The sequence below is a fragment of the Methanosaeta sp. UBA458 genome (genome assembly GCF_002496085.1).
In the GTDB taxonomy this organism is placed as follows: Archaea; Halobacteriota; Methanosarcinia; order Methanotrichales; family Methanotrichaceae; genus Methanothrix; species Methanothrix soehngenii.
Genome location: NZ_DAIK01000010.1, coordinates 1,618 through 26,215, shown reverse-complemented (window position 1 = coordinate 26,215; position 24,598 = coordinate 1,618). Strand labels below are relative to the sequence as shown.

The following is a 24,598-nucleotide window of genomic DNA, read 5'->3' as shown; positions in this document are numbered from 1 at the left end:
CAGCTGGAGGTACGGATCGGAGGGCGGCTGGTCCGGAGGCTGGATCGGGTCACGCCAGTGAATCTCAGGGCCTGGTGTTTCAGAAGCCGGGCCCAAATTTTTAGACTCCAATGATCGCCAGACGGCGGCTGACGGATGCTGGCTGGCCCTGATGATGCTGGGAATCCTTGTAGGAGAATTTGGTGTCTTCACAGGCTGTCAGGTGCTCCTGCATGAAATGGAGCCATTTATGCAACAAGCTTTTAGAATATGGCTATGCCCCTGCTATCTGTTGCTCCGATCCGGATGATGAAAGCAGTCCCATGTCTTCGAGCCCCTTCCTGATGACCTGCACGCCTTCCTCGCAGTCATTTACAGTTTTGCCTCCTGTTACCACCAGCTTGCCGGAGCTGAATACGAGCACTACGACCTTGGGCTTCTTGACTCTGCAGACCACACCAGGAAACTGCTCCGGCTCATATTCGACGTTCTCCATGCCCATGCCCAGGACGACGGCGTTCAGATTCAAATCGACCTTAAAATCTGCTGTGGCCACAATGTTCTGAACTATTATCTCGGGCTCTGAATAGATGTTCTCGATGCCTATGGACTTGAGCGTCTCGGCCAGGGTGATGATGACCCTGCGAATATCCTCAATGTTCTTGGCTCCGGTGCATACTATCTTGCCAGAAGTAAATATAAGAAAAGCAGCTTTAGGGGCCTTGACTCTATAGACGAGGCCGGGAAACTTCTCTTTTTTGTATTCGGCACCCTCAAGCTCGGCCTCAATCTTATACAGATCAAATTCATCTGCCAGCTTGGTGGATGCCACCACGTTCTCTACATTCATTGTGGACCCCATAGACAAACAATTTCGAGGTCATCTTAAATCTTCGTGTTGGTCCTGAGTCACATAATGGTCTCGCTGATGAGAAAAAGTTTTGGGTAGGAGCTTTATCGAGCTTAGCTGCAGAATAGAAGACTGGAGTGGAGCATGGACGCATCCAAGGTCCTCAAAAAACATGCATTTCTCAGGATAGACATATTAACAGTGCGGCTCTATCGCTCTCTAATGGCGGACGAATCCCTGGGGATAAAAGTTGAGCGAAAGAATGGCGAGCGATTCAGGCGGGCTCTGGTGGATTTGAAGGCATTTGACCCTGGCCGAAAGATTTGCTCGGATGGGTCCCAGATCTATCTGCCTGTGCGGGAGCTGTCCGAAAAGGAAGCAGAAAAGCTGCGGCTGGTAGCAGATTATGATGTCGTGAATTTTGGATTCGTGCCCGAAGAGAAGATCCTGACCCCAGAGGACATTCTGGGCTTTAGGCCCAGCTTTGAGATCGTGGGCGATATCGCCATGATAGAGGACCTGGAGGAGGGAGAGGCAGAGAGGGTTGCCTCAGCCCTTATGTCCTCCAGCAATAGCATCAAGACGGTGATAGCCCCCATCTCTGATGTGGAAGGAGAGTACCGCACCCGTCGCTATCGGCACGTAGCAGGGGAGGAGAGGACCACCACCACCCATAAGGAGCACGGGCTGCGCTATCGTATAGACCTGGAGGGAGCCTATTTCACTCCCCGTCTGGGAACGGAGAGGCTGAGGATAGCGAGCCTGGTCGGGCCCACTGACGTCGTCCTGGACATGTTCGCCGGGGTGGGGCCGTTCTCCATTCTCATGGCCAAGAGATGTAGGTGGGTGGTGGCCATGGACAAGAATCCGGTAGCTGTTCAATATCTGCGAGAGAACGCCCGGCTGAATAAGGTGGAGAACATCGATATCCTGGAGGGGGATGCAAATGAGATCGCACTGCGATACCAGAATGCAGCGGATCATGTTATCATGAACCTCCCCCATAGTGCATCCCTCTTCCTGCCTGCTGCCATCGGGGCGGCAAAGCCGGGAGGGATTGTCCACTACTACTGCATTTCTCCTGAGGACGACCTCTACCGGGACGAATTGCTGATAAGGGAGGCAGCGGAGAAGATGAGCGCGGGGATAGAGGTGCTCTGCGAGAGCATTGTGAGAAGCTATGCCCCTCACAGGCTCAATGTGGTGATAGACTTCAGGGTCAAGAAGCTTTAGTGAAGCTCTGTTTGGTTCCCTGCTCATAATCTTTAAAGTGCTTGCTGAAAGCGTCTACTGGTCGTTTAAATATCATCGATCTCATCAAAAAGGTAGTCCTCCCACTTCCTCTTACCCACCAGCACCTCGAACTCAGGAGGGGTGAGGACGGGGATACTATACTTGGCAGAATCATCCAATGCTACTCTGGGGCAGGCGGTAGAGACTGCCGCTCGGGCCCCCAAATTGAGCAAACGGTCCGGCTCGATGTTGTCCAGATAGACCAGGAACATCTCCCGACCCCGGGCCTCGCCCAGGGCCATCATCCTTCTTGCCAGCTCCATCCTCTTCTGGCCGGACTTTTTAGAGATGAGAACGGCAAAGCTCTTGGCATCGGCAGCTCTGCTGATGGCTGCAAAGCGCCTGCGCAGCATGGGATCCGGATCGATCTCTAAGATCTCGCAGGTCACCGGATCTGCTGCCAGCACCCTCTTTCCTGTGGCAAGAGCGATCCCCAGGGGATGAAACTGTCCCGTGCCTATGAAAAGATACTCGTCCACATCAAGCGCCTTGGCAGAGGCATAGCAGCATCCCAGGACCTGTCCAGGATACTTGATCCTTCCGGATGCAGGACCTAAAAGGCCCTCGATTCCGTGCTCGGCCAGGACCTCCAGCGCTCCATCGAGCTTATGGACATGCTGAACAGTAGTGCTGACCCCTACCCTCTTTGATTTTAGCTCTCCGATCGCCTTTTCCACCACGCCTCTTAGGTCCTCATTCATCCTGGCTTCCAGGAAGATCACCTTCTCCGGCTCCTCTCCAATGCCAGCGTGGCCCAGGTGGAGCATCAGATCCACCTCACCTGAGAGCCTCGTGTCCACATCGCAGGCCCCAAAGCAAGGGTCCCCGGAGATGATCACCTCTGCCCCGGTCTCCTCTGCGATCCGAGCCGCTACTATTGGCGTTGCCCTTTTCAGCCCCTCGGGAGCCTGCAGGCCTACCCGCGCCGCACCGCTCTTCTTGATCAAATGAACTGCCAGATCGAGGTCGAGCTCATAGCCGAAATCGACAAATTCAGAACCAGTGGTCGAGAGTGCTCTGTCCACTCCTATAGACCTCCTCTAGCCTTTTGGCTGTCTTCTCCACCCTCTCAGGATCAAAGTCCCTCTCATCCACCAAAAAGGAGACGATCTCTTCTGGCACGGGCTTTTTCAGGGCGATCTTATAGTCATCAGTGACCGGAGGATGGAGGAAGAACTCCCTGATCTTTTCGAAGTCCTCGATCTTATCATCTCTGTCCGCCAGGATGCTCTCCAGATCTCCTTTCTCCCGAATGAGCTTTAGAGCGGTCTTGGGCCCCACCCTCTCCAGGCCGGAATTAAAATCTGTGCCGCACATGATGCCGATCTCAACCAGCTGCTTGTGGGTGATTCCAAGGTTCGCCAGCCCCACTTCCAGGTTGATCACCTCCGGCTCCACATCCACATAAATGTTCTTTCGAGGCAGCTTTCTCTTGCCGGTGATGGCCAGATTGCGCACCACCAGGGGCGCTCCAAAGAGGAGGGAGTCGTAATCCTGGCTGCCGGCATAGTCCACATCGCCTCGAGCGGCCATATAAGCCGCCTGGGCCTCGCCCTCTGATGGGGCCTGGATTACCGGCAGCCCCATGGCCAGGATGAGCCTTCTCCCGTCCTCGATAATCTCGGAGTTGATCCGTGAAGCCGCCTGAGCATATTTGAATCCGTCTTCACCGGCTGCTCGAGCCTCCTCCCAGGCCCACGCCGCTTTATCCCTTATCTCCGACCTCTCGGCCAGGGTGACAGCCTTGAAGGTTGGGGCCTCGCCATCGAAGACGAAGGCCACCTTCACCCCTGCCTCAATCAGGTTTGTGGTGCGATACAATAGGCCAGAGAGATGAGAGGTCACCCTTCCCTGGCGGTCCATGAGAGGGGTACCATCCCTCTGCCGGATGATGGATAAAAACTGATAGAGGGTGTTGAAGGCATCTATCGCCACCCATCTGCCGGACAGATCCTGAATCTCTATCTTCTTTCTCTTTAGCAGCTCCCCTAAATCAACGCCCATGATTGTCACATACCACTGCTCTATGATAAATCCTCTATCCTATGCTCGGATTTCCAGGCTCCAATTGCAGATGCATGCTACCTTTAAATATCAGTTTTGTGCAGATAATATTTGGAGTGCTATTCATGATTGAGATTACAAAAGAAGCGGCTGATATGCTTAAAAGCAAGGTGGTGGAGGATAAGGTCATAAGGATGTTCCTGGCGGCAGTCGATCCATCTGGCGCGAACTATGGCATGACGCTAGGCGACGCAGAGAAGGACGATGTCATATTCGAGAGCAGGGGGATTAAAATCCACATGGAGCCCAAGGATGCTGAGCTTTTGGCAGAGACCATCATCGATTATGTTGATGATGACCGTGGAACTGGATTTATTATTCGCGGCCCAGAGGACGAGCTTTCCGGTTGCAGCTCATGTGGCAATGCCGGCACATGTGATCATGATCATGACAGCTGTGACCACGATCATGGGGGATGCGACCACGGCCATGGCGGAGGCTGCGGCTGCAGCTAAACTATTTTTTGCCAGTTGGTTTCGATTTTTAAACTGCAATACTGCATTATTCAGGGAAAATGTGTGGGTCGACTCGGGGTGCCAGTCAATGGCCTGATCGTATCTATGGCGCAAAACCGTGAATCCAAACGATTGCTATCGTTTATTGCTACAGACCGCTCCGAGGTCGGACTTTGCAGGATATCGAGCCCGGAACTTCGGCTTCGATATCCTGAGGGTGCTCATAAAAAATTAGCAAAGAGCAAAATCTCTCCTAATCCGATTTAATCGCCTTATCCGACAAGATACCTACACCACCTCTGTGGAATTTGTGGAATTCTGGGTGCAATTTATGCATGATTCGTTTTTCCTGATGCTGAAGTTGATAATTGATGCACCTTTTCCACTGGATGCTTCGTCACAGTTCGGGCAATCAGCAATGGCACCCTTTTCATCGGGACTCACATCTTCCGCGCCTTTCCGTGCCTCTTCAAGCTCTGGAATAGAGCTGGCCGAATTCTTCGCTGCAGCCATATCAACCAGCTGGAATGTGGTCAAGAATCTAGCGCCCTGGGACTCAGCATAATTAAGGAAATTCCTATAAGCATCAAGGAATTCTCCATTTCCTGAGACCAGATTGCTGAAGATGACGACTGTGGGCGCTCCTGCCTTGGCATTCTCGTCGAACTGGGACTGCAATAGGTCCTGCCATTGCGAGCCACTTAGGCCCATCTCTTCATCAATGTATTTGTCATAGAGAACCGCTTTCTCTCCATTCACATCTGTCGTGCTGATTGGAACCGCATATACATTGAAGCCATCAATGAGATATGGCCAGGAATCATTCTCATGACCAGGCATATAGATCAAGCCCTGCTGGAATCCGGCATTGTAGATAATGCTCAAGTTCTCCAGGACTCGCAGCGTATGCTCATTTTGCTCGAAGCCCTGCGGTCGGAAGCCCTTGATATCAACATGCTTGCCTCCGCATATATAGCAGCTATACAGGCGGTTGTTAGCGTCCTTAATGATTTCTTCTTGTTCAGCAGCCGAGAGCGAGGACAGGTTCTCTCCAGTGTTATTTCCATAGAGAGCAAGCTCGTGGTTGCTCATGGCACCCTGAGATGTGATTCCCAGACGGTAGACTGTGGCCATCTCACCGCTCACAAAGATGGTGACATTTCGGTCAAAGGGATCTATCTCATTTATCAGGTTTATCAGAGAACCTCCCGCGGCTTTGACCTCTTCTGAGGATGGATTTAATGGGATATCCGCATCCACTACGATGTTCACCACGGGGCTCTCTTGGCATAGGCTTGGGCATGTTATCCCCGACAATGCGATACCAAATAGTAATAACACAAATGCAGCTTTATATATCCTTTTCATTGCTTCGCCTCATTAATATATAAATTAGGTCACAACATTATAGATTCCTTGGAATTAGCTGTAGCTATTATTGATCCTTCATACTAATATTTGTTATGGTCAACTGTTTTTTAAAATTAATTTTAACATATATATTTGTTATTATCATAAAAACCAGTTTTTTGCATCTATATATGCTGCTCTGATTAAATAGTATGATAATCTATAAATACCATAGTTACGCAATTTGTTTAAGGTGATAACTTAATGTTTAAATCAAGATGGAAGATAGCCTTTTTGCTGGTATTGAGCCTGGCAAGCATAATGTCGAATTCAGCAGCTCAGGATGAAGCACCTCAGAGTGTAGCACCTCCGAGTACAGGCAGCTGTACTCCCGTTCTGCAGGATCCAGTAGCTCCAGGCGATATAATCGACCTCAGAGGTCCCGATGTACCGGCTGATCAGCAGGCATTGGGCATTCATTGGGACTATATGTGGACGGTTAAAGAAGATGATGCGGGAGGAAGGACGGTCGCAACACTTGATACCCAAAGCATCTCTTTTGCTGTTCCAACTACGGAATATGCAGAAAATTATTACTTCGAGATGTTGGTTACAGCTCGTGAGGCTGCACTTTGTATCAACCAGGCCTGCATGACCTTCCCGATTGTGACCCCAGGTCAGTGCTCAATAACAACAGATTCATCGGATCAGATTTGCATCATCGATGATAAAAATCACAAATATAGCACAGAAAGCACTCCCGGCCAGGTCAATCAGCGCTGGTGGGTGTTCAAGCAAGGCGAAGTTCCTGAAAATCTGGAATACAACGGCAATGCCGATTCCAAGGTCGGAGATGGGTCCAACATAAACATCAAATGGAATGAATGGGCTGAGAATTCCGGCACATATGTTATAATGACAGGGTACTTCGGCAAGAAATCACCCTATGTTTTCCAGGGATCATGCCAAAAGCAAGTTGTGATTGTGGATGTGCCGCTCAATACGATAACTGTAACGTGATGCAAATTATGGGCACCAGGGCATTGCCTGGTGGCTCATTTTTATTAAATATTGGACTGGCCTGGCAATCGGCTGCCGATGGGCAAAACGCATGATGATATGTTAAATATAAATAATTATTTAAAAAAGTGCAGGATATAGACTATGAAATCCATCCTCAGCAATTCCAAAGAGACTATCTGCCTCTCGGCCATTTTATGTCTATTTTTCCCATTTATCCTGAGCTCTGCAGCAGGATCAGATTGGCCTGACTGCAATTTTCACTGTCGCGCCAAGGATGTAACGATAACCGATCTCTGGCTGGGGGATGCTCAGGGAAATTTGCTATCTGCTTGCGCTCAGAATAGCTCAGTAGATGCCTATATATGGGCCAGATTTAAGAACAATGCCAATAGTCCTCGATATGCAGTAATTCTCTTATGCGACATATATGTGGATGGTGCTCTGCAGGAATCCCATTACGATGATGGAGGCCTCTGCGTTCTGGATACCATTCCCGCAGGCTCTGAGAATTCTCTCTCCTTATATGGATTCTCTTTTAGCTGTGGCCAGGAGGTAAGGATAGAGAATCTGGTCATAAACTGGGAGACGGCCAATGGCATCGATTGCTCCAATGCTAATCGGAGATGTAGCAATCGAAATACCAAATGCTATCGTGAGACTGATTCCATTGATCTGACACCTCCGAGCTGCCAAATTGAAGGGCCGAACATTCCTTGTGAGAGCATCATCGCCACATATCTGCCCCAGATCACGAGGGCACCCGAATTAGAGCCCCAATTGATTTGGAGAATAGATGGAATGGATGCAGAAGACGAGTCGGCAGAGGAAGGCCTTCAGGTTGATTGGAGAGACTATGGAAGTGGGTATCATATTCTGCAGCTTATCATAGATTGGAATGATGACCATGGCAGGCTGGTTCAGAGCTGCACGGACAGCCTCAGGATTCTGGTTGTTGAAGTGCCAAGCAATGTGATCGAACTGACCTCAGGGACTGAGACGCTCAATGATTAAGCTTCTGTGCTTGCGCGCGCCTTCCTCCGGAAGGTCAAAGAGTCCAGAAATCGCCCATATGTGTACATGGCTATCACTAGCTATAATCTTGGCACTAATCCTTCCCGTCAGCGCAGAGCCGAATCAGATCATCGGTGGCGTATCCTATACGATCTCCGCACCTTTAGCCCCTGAGGGGCAGAGCTACAATTATAGCTGGTCAGCAACTGGAGGCACTCCACTTAACGCGAGCCAGAGCTCATTTCAGTGGACAGCTCCCCTTGTAGAGAATTCTACCACCGTTCTGATCGAACTGAAAATAGAGAGCAACGTAAGCGGCTGCATTAATGAAAACCAGATTGAGATGCTGGTCTTGCCCGCAGCAAAAGCAGAGATTCGCCTAAAAAAAGACTGCAGATATAGCCCACCAGTGAGGGTGGGCGATACAGTCGTTTATACATATAACGTAACCAATACCGGCGGAGTCACTCTTTATGAAATAAACCTCACCGATACTCATGATTGGGGGCCGAACTGCCATCCAACTCGGGTTGGAGGTGGGGGAGGTGACGAAGCATTGGAGCCGGGCCAATCATGGCAATATGAATGTCTTTACGAGATTCATGATCCTGCCAATTATACCATACTGCGCATCATGGCTAGCACTGGTTACAGGGAGCAGGATATGATTGAGAAGCTACTGCGGCTGAGAACTCGCATGGAAATCAATCTGGAGAAGATGAGAAGACTGCAAAAAGAGTTCGATCCGCATGCGGCAACGCTAACTATTGAGAGCATGCAGATGGCTGGCATCAACTATACCTCCTACTACTATGTCAATGAAGTGACTGAGGAGAGCCTGAAGAGGATTATAGATCCGCAAGGGAATTTAAGCGTCACTTACTATAGAGATCCCGTCTCGCAATTGAATTTGACCACTCGATACGATCCAAAAGGAAAGATTCTCTCGGAGGAGGAATACTACTATCCGCATCCGGGAACGAATGAGTACATGAAGATCGAATACGATAATCCATCTGTGGGCTTGAAGACCATTACCATTACGGATTATATTACAGGAGATACATTGATCATAATAGAAGATTATAACGGAGTTATAATAAGCAAAGAATACAAAAAAACGCCGGGCTACATAGTTTACGAGGAGAAATATATCCTCAAAAACATCGCCACTGTGAAGGCGAAGACGGGAGCTGGCCAAGAGGTATCCGATTCAGATACATATTCTTTGGAGATATTCAAGCAAAATCCAATTTTGAGCGTTTTTAAAGATGATGAGCCAGATCCAGTGCAATTCAATGGTACTATTAATTATACCATCGCATATAAAAATAACGGCGGTCAGGATGCTCACGAGGTAATGCTAAAAGAGACCTACAATGAGAGCCTGGAGTTCATATGGGCAAGCCCTGCTCCGGATCCGGGCACAATTGATGCCTGGACCATTGGAGATCTGGATAAAGAAGAGTCCGGCAAGATAGCGATCCAGGCCAGATTGAAGGATATTCTAACACCGGGATCAATAATCACCAATCGCATTGATATGTGGTGTAAAGAAGGATCGCATGCCGTTGCCTGGGCCAATACAACTGTAACCGGAGAAGGGCTGGTAATTGGAAAAAGGGCCTCATCCCGCATAATTTTCCCAGGGGAGCATCTGAATTACACCATAGACTACAGAAATAATGGCTCTGTGAAGCAGACCGATGTTGTGATCCATGATTATTTGGATGAAAAAGTCGATTTTAAGTATTCTCTATCAGATCCACTTCTCATCAATGAGAGCTCAGGAAGACACCACTGGTGGTATGTTGGAGATCTGCTGCCCGGATCCGGAGGGACCATCGAGATCTTCGTGAAGGCCAAGGGCAAAGACACATTCAAAGACAACGCTGGTTCGGTCTTCAACACATATCAGATAAACTCTTCGCAAACAGAAGGCACGAATAAAACACTGGAGACCTCCGTAGTCCACTCATTATGGATCAAGAAGGAAGCAAATGCGACTTCCGCCGCTCGAGGTGAGAATATCACCTATACAATAAAATATGGAAATTCCGACACCGATTTTACCGCCGAGAATGTGAGCATAACGGATATGCTTCCAGAAGTTGATTTTCTCGGAGCAACTCCTCAGCCCAATTTCATAAACGGAAAAAATCTTACATGGATGATCGGCAATCTGACTCCAAGGGCAAACGGCACGATCGTTCTCGAGGTTCATATACCCAAGAAGGCGCAGATGATCTTCGATGAAACCTCCTCTGTAGAAGGCGATGGCTTTATCCGCATGCGAAAGAGTCTCTCCACGGAAGAAGCGGAGCGCTCGCTCACAAACAGGGTCGAGATCCGGGGGTACTATGAATCTATGCCAATCCCTGTCAGCAGCAGCTCTGCAGTGGTCACCATTCTCGGAGCTGCCGGAACAAGGATCACTACTTCGGAGCATGGAAGCGGCCACTACGAGGAGGATGAGAGTTCGCGCTTGGTATCAGAGAACAAGAGCGTGAGTCTAAAAAAGGATATCTTTGCCAGCTATGGGAGTTCTACTTTCCAGCTGCCCGGCAAACGAAGCATAGACTACCAATCCCTGTGGTCGGACAGAACATCAGCGGCAAATTATATTCGAGGAGAAGTGGTCACAGAAAATTACCTTTATGTCCACAGCCTGCAAAAAGACAGCAGCTTTGATGTGGACATGAACCAGACAGTATATCGTTCAGACGCCAGCCATGATTCTGGAATAGCTCGAATCAGTTATAGGAAGAATGCACAGGACAGCTCCCATAGCATAAAAGAAATGATAGATGAAGATTATCATGGCAGTTTTAAAGTGTTTCAATCTATTGACTCTTATGGAGAGAATGTAAGACAAGATAGGTCGATCACAGGCAAAGGGCGAGTGTCCTCGGACAAGCGAACAGAATCTCAAAGATCCTTTGAGCATGGGAGCGGTTACTATTCAGCTCAGGAATCGATGGATTCAAGCAGCATCACAAAGAACGTCAAGATGCTCTACTCGCCGCAAAAAGAGACCCTGGGATCCATGAACACTAGCGGCGGAAGCCTATGGCGGGAAGGCATGCAGACCAAAGATCCAGAGCAGGAGCTCATCATAAGCGAAGAGATTCGATCCGCCTCTTACATCGAAAAAGAGGCAGAAATGGATTTGTCATCATTGAAGTTTATAGGCTCCTTCAACGGGTCCATGGATACTGCAATCCTCCAGGGAAATGGCCCAGATTATGAAAAGGTGCGGCTAGATCAGAGCTTTGTAGGCAAATTCAACATTGATACCGCCATCAGCCTGCATCCTGAGCCCTTGCACCGCTATGTGCATGTGAACATTGAGAAGAAAGCCATTATGCAGGATGATAATATAGTCCTCTTCCTTATCAATGTCACCAATGACGGCAGCAGGCCGCTCAAGAAATTGGATGTTTCGGACAGGCTTCCTCCGGGCCTGAGCTTCATCGACTCCAGCCAGAGGCCAGAAGTTGATGGCCAATTCATCAATTGGACTATCTCGTCACTGGACATTGGCAGAACGATGACCATAAAGCTGAGAGCCAGGGTCGAGAACGGCCGCCAGATATATGATAATTACGTGAGCGTGTCAACCGGCTATAATGACACTAGAATTGAAGCCGAGAACCATACCCTCTTTGAGGCTTACTATCAGCCGCTCTCCTGTTGCCCGGAGCTGCCAATTGAATGGAATTATTGGAGCTCTGGCTCAAATGCAACGCTAATAAATGCAGAATGGGGCAGCTGGAAGCCCGCTCCATGCTTCAATGTAAGCACGGAGGTTATTGACTGCTTTTTAGAACAAGAGAAATACTATGATGAGTTGGAGCGAAACCTATCGAGCTGCTGTGCATCAAATTATGATATCCCTTGAAAGAATAGTTGGCTCCTCGCTACTTAGCACGGGTGAACTTTGAATTGCAAAATCTCTGTATCATTTCGCCTTTGTGGTGGACCGCTATGCACTGACCCAACCACAGACACGCAGAGGAACAGAGCTATAATCTCCTTTGGGACCTTGCCCATATGATTCAGCGAAGAGCCCGGTAAGTCTGTAATCAATTAGAGGACTCCTTCGGGGACTCATCTGATCGATAAGCCGATGTGAGGCGAATCGCCAATAATGTCCTCATCAGCCATTATGAAGCTCTGGTGCTGATGGAGGTGCCTGCACTGGCGGCTTTAAGTCTTTTAATAAAATATCAGCCAATCCAGGCTTCACACCGTTTGGCGTCATCTCATAGACCACATCATCAAGCTTCACAATAACGCTGTCACCCTTTGGCTCAGCATCAAATCCATGAGTCACAAGCAAGAATGCTAGATCTTGAGCATCTATTCTGACATCCTCATTATCTGCAATCAGCTTCATGAGGTCGGTATAATCGTCGGCTGCTGAGGGATAGCTCATCGACATGACTGCAAAGCAGAATAAGATCGCCACCATGCATGCTGAGTTCGTCCTCTTAATCGATTTCATATCGACGCCCTGTGAATAAGAGCCCTAATTCTCATATATCCCTAAGAGGTCTGCGACATCTGCACTGACCGCAATTTTTCGAGATCCTTTTGCAGATCCATGCTCATCTTGGCTCCTTCAAGATTGGAATTGGCGAAGAATCGAAGAGCTGCATCATCATATTCGATTCCCTCAAGGTTTGCGCCTCTGAAATCAGCGTTTATAGAGGCAACAGTGTCAAAGATGGCCCCCCTTAGATCCGCACCGGAGAAGTCTGTGTTATCCATAAATACCTGGGCAAAATGGGCATTTCTTAGATCTGCACCACTAAAGTCCAAATCTAAAAAGCCCATCAGAGTCATTTTGGATGATATTAGGTTCGCTTTGTGCCAGATGGTTCCCTTTAGGACCGTTCCAGAGTGATAGGATCCTGTAAGATCCGCTCCTGACAGGTCGGCGTTATTCAGATATACGTTTATAAATCTGACACCATTCAGATCTGCATTCCGCAAATTCGCATTAGTGAAATCTGCGTAGTCCAGTTTGACATCTCTTAGGGTGCAACCCGATAGATTAGACCTCACTAAATAAGCTCTTGTGAAATCTGAATTTGACAGGTCGCAATTGGTTAGATTTGCCCCAAAGAGTTCAGCTCTGGAGAACTGGCTCTCTGTAAGGCTGCTGCCGCTCAGATCCGCCCAATTCATTCTGGCACCTACCATATTGGCACCGCTCAGATATGCATCTTTCATAGTTGCAAGGCTGAGATCCGCTCCCAGGAGCCTGGCTCCATTTAGGTTTGCGCCGATGAGGTTGCATCCGCCTAGCAATGCATTGGTCAGATCTGCCCTTTCAAGATTGGAATTGGATAGATCCGAATCTTCCAGATGCGCTCTGGGAAGACTGGTGTTTACCAGTTTGGCCTCAACAAGCTTGGCTCGATTCAGAAATGCACTCTCTAGGTTCGCATCGGAGAGATCGGCACGTGTGAGATTCGAATTAGCAAAGACTGAAGCGGAGAGATACGAACCAGAGAGGTTCGCCATACTCAGATCTGCACCATTTAGGTTTGAGAAGCCCATAGTTGATCCAACCAGCCTGGAACGGGATAAGTTAGCTCCCATACAACGAGCTGCGGAGATATCCGCTCCCGATAGGTCTGCATCGGTGATGGTGGCATTGATCAGGTTCGCGCCAACCAGGCTTGCGCCTGTGAGATTTGCGCCTTTTAATTGGGAATTAACAAAGGTGGAACGTTCCAGAAATGCGTTTATAAGGCTTGCTCCAAACAGATTTGCATCGCTGACCTTCGCAGCCCACAAGCTGGCGCCATCCATCTTGGCATCAACCAGAGTTGAATTATCCATCATGGCCTGATCCATAAGGGAGCCTGATAGATCTGCTCCGGTCATATTCGAGCCCATCAAATAATTGCCAAGCAGGGTGGCTCCTCTGAGATCAGCACCGGAGAGGTCAGAACCATCGAGAGCAGCGAGTGGCATGAATGCGCCACTGAGATTGGCTCTGATAAGCGTGGAGTTTGAGATGACAGCCTGTATCAAAAAGGATCGGCTCAGGTTCGTCCCGCTGAGATCGGATCCTAGCAGGTCAGAATAACTCAAGTCTGTCTCGGACAGATCCAGGCCGCTCAAGTTCCTATTATTTAGATCAGCTCGAGGTTGAAATGGCTGATTAACGAACTTGCTCCCAGAAGGAAGTATCAAGAGGCTGGTATTGAAGCGGCGCAGCTCCAACATATCGAAAATGTTTGTGCCGGGAGGCTCATTTATGGCCGGAATATCATCTGCAGGAGCATCCTGCAAGATGAGTTGTTCCATGTCGGCTGCCGATTCGCCTTGGACTTGATCGGTGGTGATCGCTTCTCCAAGTACATCGAAGTCCATCTGGACGTCCTTAGTACCATAGATTGGAGCCGAACTTGCACTTCTCTGGACGCTGATATTGAAGCGGCGCAGCTCCAGCATATCGAAAATATATGAGCTGGGAAGCTCTTTTATGACCGGAATATCATCCGCAGGAACACCCTGCAAGATGCGGTGTGCCATATCTGCCGCCAATCTGCCCTGGACTTGACCGGTAATGATCGCTCCTCCAAGCACACCGAAGCCCATATAGACATCCCGGGTACCGTAAATTGGAACCGAGCTTGCGCTTCTCAGGATCCATGCGCTCTCTTCGTGGGTTACTGCTCGTCCTTCCCGGTCATTATTATAATTAAGAAGAAGGATCAGGCTGCCCTCATGCAGAGCGGAAGCATTCCTCTGCAGTTCTTCTACTGTCATGTCATTCCAGATGACGAAGCTGACAATTGTATTGAATCTGGACAGGGTCTGGTTCATGGCCTCTTGGCTGGCCTTGCTGGTGGCAGTCTGGTCATCGATTATGACTATTTGCTTTGCATCGGGATGCAATTTTAGCATAAGAGAGATTGTACCTGGTATATCAAAGGCCTCCACCACGCCGGTGAAATTCTTCCCTGCCGTCAGCATCTGGTCTTCGAAGAAGTCCACTCCGCAAAAGACAACTGGAGTGCTGGAAAACAGCTCGTCTCTGTTGTTGAGCAGGAACTGAAATGCATCATCGTCCAGACAGGTGATGACATCATAGTGACGATCTTTATATTTATTTTTATATAAATTCTTCAATTTATTCAGTCTGGCTTCAGTAGGCTCCTGCCTTTTGGTATCCATATACTCAAAAGAGAATTCTGCTCCAGGATAGTAAATAGATAGCTGATCTTTAATCTCATTGCCTACGGAATCGGTCCATGGCGATCCGGGGTTATACGAGGCAAAAATTAGTATTTTCTGGGAGGCTTCTTCCTCCAGTGCGGAGGATGATGCAACTAGAGTTATAAAAAGCAAGCAGAGTCCAGGAGACAATCTGAGCAGTGAACGAGCCATAACAGACCTTTTCCAATTACTACTATAATTAATTTGTTCTTTTCTTAATTTAAAAAGACAGTCCCTTTCAGAACATCAAGCGGCTCTTTGTAGTGATTTGAGGTCAGAGCGCAGATCCTCGGAGATCTTGGCTCCATCCAGTTCCGCTCTGGACAGCGATTGAAGGGTGAACTGGTCATACTTGATTCGCTCCAGATTGGCGCTGCTCAAATTGGCTCCGGTCATCTCAACCTGAACCAGTGTCGCATCTCTCAGGTCGGCGCCGGCCAGATCCGTCATGGCCATGAATACTCCTGTCAGGACAGAATTCTTAAGGGATGCTCCCCCCATTTCCAGTCCCCTCAGGTCGACTTCACGCAGATTAACTCTATCGAGCTTCGCATTCCTGAGTGTCGCTCCTGCAAGAATAGCTCCATCCAGATAGGCTTCGGATAAATCAGCTCCGGTAAAATTCGCTTTGGTAAGATCGGAGTAAGCCATTTTGGCTGATTTCAAGCTTGCACCAGTCAAGATGGCCTCAGTCAGGTCCGCATAGGCCATATCGGCCCAATCTATGTTGGCGCCGGTAAGATTGGATCTCATGAGATAAGCTCTGGTAAAGTCTGCATCGCTAAGGTCCGAACCGCTCAAATTAGTACTATAAAGCTCGGCTCTTGAGAACTGACCTTGGGATAAATAGGCAACACTCATATCGGCCCAGCTTATATGAGCTCCAATCATATTGGCACTGGTTAGATAGATTCCCTTAAGCTTGGCACCACTCAGATCCGTTCGAAAAAGCCTGGCATCCGTGAGATCAGCGTCGCTCAGATCGGAATCGGATATGTCTGCTTCGGTTAGATCTGCTTTCACAATGCGAGCCCCGTTCAGCTTGGCTTTGGACATTTGAACCCGTATTAGGTTCGCACCAGTTAAATCCGCTCCCGTGAGATCGGCTTCCGTAAGAACAGCGCCCGTGAGATCTGCATTCTCCAGCGTTGAGCCATTCAGATGAGATGCCATCAGCCAGGCCGATCGGAGATACGCCCCATCCAGATTCGACCCGTTGAGGTTGCAGCCCTGCAGATCAGACTGATTCAAATGTGCTCCGGCGAGATCCATTGCCGAGAGATTCGCATAGCTCAGATTAACACGATCATCGATATTGATATCGAGCTCGGCAAATCCTGCACCAAGAACGCAATTCATCGCAATCAAAGCGCATAATGCGATCCTCACCAGCGAATCAATTCTCATCGAGCCCTCGTTATTCCCATACTAATAATTTATAATTATGTCAGTACCACATTTCAAGTTTCCGGTAGGACTCCTGACACAATGTCATGCCCGGATTCATCATCGATCCTTCAGCAAATGGCTTCAAATAGCGGAAATGCACGCCGCACGGTCTCAATGCACTTATATTATATTAGGCCAGCCTCCATTGGGGATTGATTGATTCGAGGTATTTGAAATCCGCAAAGCTATACTGAGCCTGGTAATAATAATCGTCCTCTGTAATAGGCCCGTAATAACTATCCACTGCCAGCCAGGTATCGGGAGCATCATTGTCCTCCACAACCACCCAGAGATGTCCCCGGCTGTCAAATCCACTGGGATCGTACATATAAACTGAGCCATACCCCAGGCTCTTATAGCTCTCTTGCAGCTTTTGGGAGCCATCATAACACATGCCCAAGGGCGTTACCGGAAATATATGATATCTGCTGATGGTTTTTATAAAGCTTTCATTGTCTGACCTCCTATAAGTGAGATTGATCCTTATGGCATCGCTGGAGATCACCTGCACAGGTCCGGATTGCATATCGGGAGGAGACATCCACAGATCACCGAGCCTGGGAGCGGCTCCATTAGGCGTGACATATACTTCCCTGCTATCGTTGAGCTTGACCACCACATAGGACGGCTCTGGTCGAGCGGAAAAACCGTGCGTGGCCAGAAAGAAGGCCAGGTCCTTAGATGTGATGCCGACATCCTCATAGCTGGATAGGAGCAGCCATAGATCGTTTTCTTGGGTTGCCTGGCTCAACCCAAAACAGGATAACAGAAATATGAGCATAATAGCTGAGGCTCTCTTCAATCCAGCATCACCGCTGACCGATATCTGAGCTCGGTCTCATATAATGAAGAGTTACAGATATTTAATAAGATCCATCCGGTCCAACTGGCGTTAGGACTGAGGAAGTTGAAATAGATGAAAAAGCTGAGTCATCCCCCATTCTTCGTCGGGGAGATCACCTATCGAGGAGAGTTCTCCCGTGAGGTCATGGCACTTTTGGAGCTGGGCAGGCTCATCCATGTGGGGAAGATGGCAACCTTTGGGAACGGGATGTATGAGGTTAAGGTATGAGGGAAAGCAGATTTTTTTATAGTGGCATTCTCTGCAGACGGGCCTGGAAACGCGAGCTAGCGACAGGACATCTGGCATTTACAGGTACTCTGCAAATTCACCTGGATCGACCTTCGCGAGCTTCAGAACGCTTCTCAGTGTTCCCGGCTTAAGCTCATCGTGCATCGGGACGACTGTACCAGTGATCTTTAGCGGAAACTCCTCTAAATAAAGCTCGGTAGCCTCCTTGAGGTTTTTTACTGCCTCTTCAATGGTCTTCCCCTGACTCGCCGTCCCCACCTCCGGGCACTCAGCAACATACATATCCTCGTCTCTTCGAATTACTGCGGTGAGTGTAAGCATACGCTTTTTATTAGTGTGGCTGACTTAAATATTCTGCGGAAAAATACAATCCATAGGCCCAATCCGGCACAGTCTAAGCAGCATTTCGAATCGGCCTTACCGCTCAGGGGCTTGAGTGCGCCGGCACCAGGGGGCGGCCTGTGATGACTCCTTATTTCAGAGCTAAACGCAAATTAGATATACGTTGGAATGAGTTAGCAAGCAGAGATAATGATCACTGCCGTTCTTCCAGGATGGCAGTAATTATGGACTTGGATGTGAACAGTTTGGCTGATCGTGCAGCAGTCTTCATCGATGGTGCGTATCTGACTAAGATTTTGGATGTTGATTTCGGGAAGCCGAAGATCGACCTCGCCCGTTTTTCTGACATTCTTTGTGGCAACTATGAGCGTCTTCGGACCTATTATTATAATTGCATGCCTTACCAGAGCTGTCCCTCCACTGACGAGGAGAGCCGCAGGTTTGCCTCCATGGACAAGTTCGTCTATACTCTGCGAAAGCTCCCCAGATTCGAGGTTAAGCTGGGGCGGCTGGGCCGGGTGGGAGGAGAGTTTGTGCAAAAGAGGGTGGACATCGCCCTGGCCGCGGACCTGGTCCGGCTGAGCTGCGGGCGGATGATCGGAAAAGCGGTTATCGTCACTGGGGACAGCGATTTTCTCCCCGCCATCGAGGCGGCAAAGGATGCAGGCGTCCTGGTGACCCTATTTTACTCAGAGAGCTCTATTCACGATGAGCTCCTGTCCGCAGTGGACGAGAGAACTCCCATCGATCAGGATCTGATAGATCTGGTGGCTCGATAGAGGAATCGAGCAGTATGATTTGCTCTGATGTCTGGATAGAGAACCAAATTCCATTTATGTGAAAAGATATGTACATAAGCAATTGGCCAATACAAATATCAGTGTGATATAAAATGGACATCCTGGCCATAAACGGAAGCCCTCACATGAACGAGGGAAATACGGCGAAGATCTTGAATCCATTCCTGGAAGGCTTGAAGGAAGCGGGAGCAAATGTTGAGCTGATCTATTCCTGGAAGCTGAACATAGAGCCCTGCAGCGGAGACATGAGCTGCTGGTTTGTGAATCCCGGCACCTGCGCCAAAGACGATGACATGAAGACCATCCTCCCAAAGATCAAAAATGCAGATGTCATCGTCTGGGCCAGTCCGGTCTATTATTCGGGAATTACCGGCCCTCTTAAGACTCTGATGGACAGACAGCTACCGGCCTATGTGATGGGCCAACCCAGATCAAAGATGCAAAAAGCGGTTCTCGTCTCCACCTGCTCCGCCTGGGAGATTTCCATGTTCGATCCGCTTCTTGTGCAGATGAAGGCCATCTACGACAACCCACAAGATGGCTGCGAGTTTGCCGGCGCGCTTCTCAGGCCCATGGCAGAGGGCATGAATGAGATGATAAAAGCCGGTGAGACAGCACTGATCGAAGGCATCTTCAAGGCAGCAAAGCAGGCTGGCCACCAGCTGATAAAAGACGGCAGGATCTCAGAGGATATGGAGAAGGCGGTGAGCAGAGAGCTGATGCCCAGAGATGCTTACTACAGAGCTGCTCAAGAGATGATCGAACAGATGAGGACCAGCCAATAGACTGCTAATACCCTTCTGAAGTGTGCTCTCGAAAGGATCAAATCCTTGTACGTCTTTAGCCCCCGAGGAAGAAGGTATGATCATGAAGGTTCTTGTCAGTGATTCATTAGCAGAGGACGGCGTGAAGAGACTGCAGTCGGGTGCTGATGTCGATGTTATCACCAACCTCTCTCCAGAGGAGCTCATCCAGAAGATCCCAGACTACGATGCCCTGGTAATCCGTAGCGGAACCAAGGTAACGGCTGATGTCATCAATGCCGCGAAAAGGCTCAAGGTAATAGGCAGAGCCGGTGTGGGCATAGACAATGTGGATGTAGAGGCCGCGACCAAAAAGGGGATCATCGTTCTCAATACCCCCGGCGGAAATACCATCTCCGCAGCCGAGCACACCATCGCCATGATGCTGGCCCTGGCCAGGAACATACCCCAGGCAAACTCCGCCCTGCACCAGGGCGAATGGAATCGCAAGAAGTACACAGGTGTCGAGTTCTTCAACAAGACCCTGGGCGTCGTCGGTCTGGGCCGGGTGGGAGCAGAGGTTGCCACCCGCATGAAGTCCTTTGGCATGCGAATCTTAGCCTATGACCCCTTTGTGACTGAAGAAAAGGCCCAGCAGATGGGGCTGACCCTGGCGAACCTGGAGACCGTTCTGCGTGAGGGCGACTTCATCACCGTCCATACTCCCCTTACCAATGAGACCCGCAACCTGATCGACGATGACGAGTTCAAGATCATGAAGGACGGGGTTCGCATTGTGAACTGCGCTCGAGGCGGTATCATCAACGAGGCCGCTCTTGCCAAAGCTGTGGCCGAAGGAAAGGTTGCAGGAGCGGCGGTCGATGTCTTCACCAAGGAACCTCCCACCGGAAACCCCCTGCTCGGGCAGGAGAGGATCATAACCACTCCCCATTTGGGAGCTTCTACCGCCGAGGCCCAGGTCAATGTCGCCTTAGCAGTGGCAGACCAGATCCTGGCCATAGCTAAAGGCGGACTGCCCACCAATGCCATCAACATGCCTGCCATATCACCGGAAACGCTGGCGGTCATGGAGCCCTATATGATGCTGGCCGAGAGGATGGGATCGCTGCTCGGACAGATGGTTGGCAGCGGTTTTGAGAGCTTGGAGTTGATCTATAGCGGAACCATTGCCGAGAAGGATACGAGACCCGTGACCATATCAGCCATCAGGGGTCTTTTGGGCTGCCTGATGGGAAAAGACAGCATCAACTTTGTCAATGCCACCACGACGCTCAAAGAGATGGGCGTGAAACTTCTGGAGAGCAAGACCGAGTCGATAAATGGATACAGCAATGCCATAACCATGAAGCTCACCAAGAACGGCGTGATCAACATGGTTCAGGGCACGGTCTCAGGAAACAAGGAGAAGCGCATTGTGCAGCTTGATCTCTACCGGACCTATATCCCCACAGAGGGTGACATGGTGATAGCAGTCATAGATGACAAGCCGAATATCATTGGGCCCTGCTGCGTGGTTTTGGGTGAGGGCAATATCAACATCGGCTCAATGCATGTAGGGCGTATGGACGAGGGTCAGCCTCAGCTCATGGTACTGAGCGTCGACCAGATGGTACCCGATGATTTGATGAAAAGGCTATTGCAGGTTCCAGGGGTGAAGAGCGCCAAGATGGTGGAGCTGTAAAGCCGACGAAAGCAAGGAGATGTCGGATGATATTAGATGCAGCAGAGGTTCTTGAGAGGGTGAGAAGGGATAAGCCCCTGGTATGCCACCTGACGAACTTCGTCACCATTTACGATTGCGCCAATATCGTCAAGGTCTTTGGGGCTTCTCCGGTAATGGCACATGCCAGGGAAGAGGTAGCCGATATGGCAAAGATAGCCTCTTCTCTGGTCCTGAATATCGGCACCCTCACCACGGAATTCGTTGAGGCCATGCTGCTTGCCGGAATTAGCGCCAATGAAAAAAAGATACCCGTGGTCCTTGATGTCTGCGGCGCCGGAGCGACGAGGTTCCGGGACGAAAAATGCCAGGAGATCTTAGATGCAGTCGAAGTAAGCATCATCAAAGGCAACTCGTCCGAGGTCGCCCGCATCGCAGGAGAGGATGTCAAAACCAGGGGAGTTGATGCCGCAGATATCGAATCAAACCTGCTGGGGGTGGCCCATTCTCTTGCCGGGGAGCGAGGTTGCACTGTGGTCATCACCGGCAAGGATGATATCGTGGCCGATATGAAGAGAGCGATATGGGTGCATAACGGCCACCCCATGATGGCCAATGTGGTGGGCACGGGGTGCATGGCCACATCGGTGATTGGGACATTTGCTGCCGTCGAAGCGGATCGCGTTGCTGCTTCCGTCTCCGGGCTGGTCTGCTATGAGGTGGCGGCTGAGATCGCTGCCCTGGTAGCGGCGGGGCCGGGATCTTTCAAGGAGAACCTTTATGATGCAGTCTACAACCTGGATTCCGAGACCATAAGGAGAATGCAGAAGATCGAGTTGGGAGAAGATCGCATTGCATAATTTGGCAGATTAGATGAATCAATGAGCAGAGGATTGAAGGGTGAAGGGATACTATTTCATTACCGATTCGAGATTGAGCCGGGCGGGGAACATCAGCGATGTGATGGAGGCTGCTGCCTGCAAGGTTGAGGCAGTGCAGTACAGGAATAAGAATGCTGAAACCCGGGTGATGTATGAGGAGGCCCTGCATCTGAGGGAGATCTGCCGGGATCTGACCTTCCTGATAAACGACCGAATAGACATCGCTCTTGCCGTGGGCGCAGATGGCGTCCATCTGGGCCAGACGGACATGCCCTGCAAAACTGCCCGCGAGATGCTGGGGGAGGAGAAGATCATAGGGGTGACCGTCCACAACTTGTTCGAGGCTCTGGTGGCAAAGAGAGATGGAGCCGATTATCTTGGTGTTTCGCCGATATTTCAGACGGCGACGAAGTCCGACGCTGGAAAGCCCGCAGGGATTGCTCTCATCGAAGAGATCCGGCGGAAGGTTGACATACCACTGATAGCCATTGGAGGAATCAATCTCTCCAACGCCCCGGAGGTCATCGGGGCGGGAGCGGACGGCCTGTGTGCTATATCCTGTGTCGTTGAAAGCGATGATGTGAGCGCCCAGATCAATAGGTTCCAGGATCTGTTTTAACCTAAACTCCGCCTTGTGCAATAACCATTTTTCTCGCTGAATCCTTCTGCCCGCGGATTGACCGAAGGTTATTTATACCTGACCTCCCCAGAGTTTAGGCACACATGTGAAGTGCATCCAGGATTTCGCGCTGTTTCTTGGTGATCTCAGTTGTGATCTTCTCCCCATCCGGCAAGATCATAATCTTGATCTTTTCAAGCTCCGTTAACAGTCCTTCCACGGAGTATCTTTTATTCAACTCTGCATCGATCATCAGTCTCGTAAGCTTCATTCTCAAAATCAGAGCAATGAACGCAATGAAGAGATAACCCCTCAGACTGCTGTTGGTTCGTAGGTTTGCCGGCATCAACTCAATGTCGTTCTTCAACACATCGAACCCTTTCTCGACGACATCCTTGCTTCGATAAAGCGAAAGACACTCGATCCAAGAAAACTCGCCTCGATAAAGCAGAACAAACTTTCCCATTTTATTAATGGCCTGCGAGACTGCATTTTTCCTGAGTGCGACCTGAAACCTGCCATCGATTGCTTTCCATTCGATGTACTTGGCATCCCTTTTAGCCGTCGCCCTGAAAACCTCACCAGGATTCATCCAATGTTTCAGGTTCTTGGACTTGAGCACTTCCATTAGATCATACAGTCGTTTATAGAATGTGCTCCTTTCCTGCTGCTCTCGTTTCTGATCGTAATACGCATATCCGCTCAGTTTGTTTTCTCCTACTTCGATGCTCACGGGCATCACAAACAGCGGTTCTTTTTCGTAGAGCTTCAGATGCTCGGGATCATCGATGCTGCTATGAATGGCGGATACTGCTTCTTTGACATTCTTGAGTGTACTTGTTGGCGGAATGATGAATGATAAATCCGCAGCCACCAGCTCTTCGATGTTATCGGTTGAGAAGAAACCTCGATCCATGATCATTGTATAATTTCGAACGCCTTGCGCCTTAATTTTCCGGACTGTATTCTTAAGCGTAGATACGTCCGCGATGCTCCCAGGATAAAGATCGTACATCACCGGTATGCCTAGATCCATATCGACGATGAGAGACAAGTTGATCTGTGGCAGATCGAGACCATCTCGATTATAACCGTATTCCAGGAGACTGATGCTCTGGGAGTAAGATGACAGAGACGTTATGTCATAGACCAGTGTGCTGCATGTCGATATCTGTTGGATGAGTTTGCGAGAGAATTCCAGATTCGCAGTGCTTTCGCCGATACGGCTTAGCATTCGGGAAAGGCTCTGAGAAGATAAGGGTAGATCTGGGTGGTCTTCGGATATGGTCGTACCTTCGTACCAGCTCTGGATGTGGGTTAGGGCTCGAGGACGTGTAGCATAATTCATTGCCAGAGTCAGAATTGGCCAAACTTCCTTGCCAGGCAGAACACCAGATAGGATCTTTTCCAGCTCAAGGTCTTCGGCGATCTTTTTTAGCGGCACAAATTCGCCATGCGACAGAACTTTCTTCGGTACTTGGTCTTGGGAGCGGACCTTGACAGGAACTCCATTAACATTCTTGCCGAGGTACTTGCTCTTCTGGCGAATTTGCTTCTTTTCTTTGTCGTAATAGGGTGTAATCTCGTAGATGTATTCCTGGCCATTTATCTTTTTGATTCGGGTAAACGATTTCATATGCATATTTAGGCACATAATACTATTTATAGATTTCGGTCATAGATAACGAAAATTACTTTAATATGCCTAATTTATGGGGAGTTTAGG

At 49.4% G+C, this 24,598-nt stretch carries 21 protein-coding genes; 11 read left to right on the top strand and 10 right to left on the bottom strand.

Features of this window, described 5'->3' with window-relative positions:
- Window positions 1-253: 253 nt before the first annotated feature.
- Complete coding sequence (locus tag BP822_RS00775) at window positions 254-841, bottom strand: TATA-box-binding protein (protein ID WP_048132639.1); 588 nt, start codon at window positions 839-841, stop codon at window positions 254-256.
- A gap of 132 nt (window positions 842-973) precedes the next feature.
- Between BP822_RS00775 and BP822_RS00770 the strand changes: the two genes are divergently transcribed.
- Window positions 974-2,062 carry a class I SAM-dependent methyltransferase gene (locus tag BP822_RS00770; protein WP_013720666.1) on the top strand — a complete coding sequence of 363 codons (1,089 nt, stop codon included), beginning with the start codon at window positions 974-976 and terminating at the stop codon, window positions 2,060-2,062.
- Window positions 2,063-2,127: 65 nt separating this feature from the next.
- Here BP822_RS00770 and dph2 read toward each other — a convergent pair whose 3' ends face one another.
- Window positions 2,128-3,147, bottom strand: coding sequence for a diphthamide biosynthesis enzyme Dph2 (dph2, locus tag BP822_RS00765; protein ID WP_273271971.1), 1,020 nt, complete (start codon window positions 3,145-3,147; stop codon window positions 2,128-2,130).
- Complete coding sequence (fen, locus tag BP822_RS00760; protein WP_273271972.1) at window positions 3,116-4,126, bottom strand: flap endonuclease-1; 1,011 nt, start codon at window positions 4,124-4,126, stop codon at window positions 3,116-3,118. The genes dph2 and fen overlap by 32 nt, the downstream gene beginning before the upstream one ends.
- Window positions 4,127-4,251: 125 nt before the next feature.
- On the opposite strand from fen, the gene BP822_RS00755 reads away from it, so the two are divergent.
- Window positions 4,252-4,641, top strand: coding sequence for a HesB/IscA family protein (locus BP822_RS00755; protein ID WP_013720663.1), 390 nt, complete (start codon window positions 4,252-4,254; stop codon window positions 4,639-4,641).
- Window positions 4,642-4,929: 288 nt separating this feature from the next.
- Here BP822_RS00755 and BP822_RS00750 read toward each other — a convergent pair whose 3' ends face one another.
- Entirely contained in the window at window positions 4,930-5,913 is a 984-nt protein-coding gene (locus BP822_RS00750; protein ID WP_273278684.1) for a hypothetical protein, read from the bottom strand.
- Between the two features lie 342 nt (window positions 5,914-6,255).
- Between BP822_RS00750 and BP822_RS00745 the strand changes: the two genes are divergently transcribed.
- The 3 genes from BP822_RS00745 to BP822_RS00735 all read left to right on the top strand — a co-directional run bounded on the left by BP822_RS00745 (window position 6,256) and on the right by BP822_RS00735 (window position 11,926).
- Window positions 6,256-7,011 (top strand): hypothetical protein, encoded by a 756-nt coding sequence (locus BP822_RS00745; RefSeq protein WP_273271865.1) that lies wholly within the window; start codon window positions 6,256-6,258, stop codon window positions 7,009-7,011.
- 801 nt (window positions 7,012-7,812) lie between these two features.
- Complete coding sequence (locus tag BP822_RS00740) at window positions 7,813-8,025, top strand: hypothetical protein (RefSeq protein WP_286877515.1); 213 nt, start codon at window positions 7,813-7,815, stop codon at window positions 8,023-8,025.
- A gap of 88 nt (window positions 8,026-8,113) precedes the next feature.
- Window positions 8,114-11,926, top strand: a complete 3,813-nt coding sequence (locus BP822_RS00735) for a DUF7507 domain-containing protein (protein WP_286877514.1) — start codon at window positions 8,114-8,116, stop codon at window positions 11,924-11,926.
- Between the two features lie 258 nt (window positions 11,927-12,184).
- On the opposite strand, the gene BP822_RS00730 is transcribed toward BP822_RS00735, so the two are convergent.
- The 4 genes from BP822_RS00730 to BP822_RS00715 form a co-directional block, all read right to left on the bottom strand.
- A complete protein-coding gene (locus BP822_RS00730; RefSeq protein ID WP_273278681.1) occupies window positions 12,185-12,424 on the bottom strand; it encodes a hypothetical protein in 240 nt (79 codons plus the stop codon).
- Between the two features lie 149 nt (window positions 12,425-12,573).
- Complete coding sequence (locus BP822_RS00725) at window positions 12,574-15,177, bottom strand: ABC transporter substrate binding protein (protein WP_286877513.1); 2,604 nt, start codon at window positions 15,175-15,177, stop codon at window positions 12,574-12,576.
- 333 nt (window positions 15,178-15,510) lie between these two features.
- Window positions 15,511-16,671: a pentapeptide repeat-containing protein gene (locus tag BP822_RS00720; protein WP_286877511.1), complete on the bottom strand. Its 1,161-nt coding sequence runs from the start codon at window positions 16,669-16,671 to the stop codon at window positions 15,511-15,513.
- A 172-nt stretch (window positions 16,672-16,843) separates the two neighbouring features.
- On the bottom strand, window positions 16,844-17,515 hold the full coding sequence (locus tag BP822_RS00715; RefSeq protein WP_273271961.1) for a hypothetical protein: 672 nt from the start codon (window positions 17,513-17,515) through the stop codon (window positions 16,844-16,846).
- Window positions 17,516-17,629: 114 nt separating this feature from the next.
- Between BP822_RS00715 and cas6 the strand changes: the two genes are divergently transcribed.
- Window positions 17,630-17,785, top strand: coding sequence for a CRISPR system precrRNA processing endoribonuclease RAMP protein Cas6 (cas6, locus tag BP822_RS00710; protein WP_273271962.1), 156 nt, complete (start codon window positions 17,630-17,632; stop codon window positions 17,783-17,785).
- A 78-nt stretch (window positions 17,786-17,863) separates the two neighbouring features.
- Here the strand turns inward: cas6 and BP822_RS00705 are convergent, their stop codons facing one another.
- The gene (locus tag BP822_RS00705) at window positions 17,864-18,127 is read right to left on the bottom strand and encodes a hypothetical protein (protein WP_273271963.1); all 264 of its coding nucleotides are present in this window, start codon (window positions 18,125-18,127) and stop codon (window positions 17,864-17,866) included.
- A 233-nt stretch (window positions 18,128-18,360) separates the two neighbouring features.
- On the opposite strand from BP822_RS00705, the gene BP822_RS00700 reads away from it, so the two are divergent.
- The 5 genes from BP822_RS00700 to thiE all read left to right on the top strand — a co-directional run bounded on the left by BP822_RS00700 (window position 18,361) and on the right by thiE (window position 22,872).
- A complete protein-coding gene (locus BP822_RS00700; RefSeq protein ID WP_273271964.1) occupies window positions 18,361-18,927 on the top strand; it encodes an NYN domain-containing protein in 567 nt (188 codons plus the stop codon).
- 113 nt (window positions 18,928-19,040) lie between these two features.
- On the top strand, window positions 19,041-19,733 hold the full coding sequence (locus BP822_RS00695; RefSeq protein ID WP_013720634.1) for a flavodoxin family protein: 693 nt from the start codon (window positions 19,041-19,043) through the stop codon (window positions 19,731-19,733).
- 82 nt (window positions 19,734-19,815) lie between these two features.
- Entirely contained in the window at window positions 19,816-21,393 is a 1,578-nt protein-coding gene (gene serA, locus BP822_RS00690; RefSeq protein ID WP_013720633.1) for a phosphoglycerate dehydrogenase, read from the top strand.
- Between the two features lie 26 nt (window positions 21,394-21,419).
- Window positions 21,420-22,232: a hydroxyethylthiazole kinase gene (gene thiM / locus BP822_RS00685; RefSeq protein ID WP_286877510.1), complete on the top strand. Its 813-nt coding sequence runs from the start codon at window positions 21,420-21,422 to the stop codon at window positions 22,230-22,232.
- A gap of 40 nt (window positions 22,233-22,272) precedes the next feature.
- Complete coding sequence (thiE, locus tag BP822_RS00680) at window positions 22,273-22,872, top strand: thiamine phosphate synthase (protein ID WP_286877509.1); 600 nt, start codon at window positions 22,273-22,275, stop codon at window positions 22,870-22,872.
- A gap of 94 nt (window positions 22,873-22,966) precedes the next feature.
- Here thiE and BP822_RS00675 read toward each other — a convergent pair whose 3' ends face one another.
- Entirely contained in the window at window positions 22,967-24,508 is a 1,542-nt protein-coding gene (locus BP822_RS00675; RefSeq protein ID WP_013720030.1) for an IS1634 family transposase, read from the bottom strand.
- Between the last annotated feature and the right edge of the window lie 90 nt (window positions 24,509-24,598).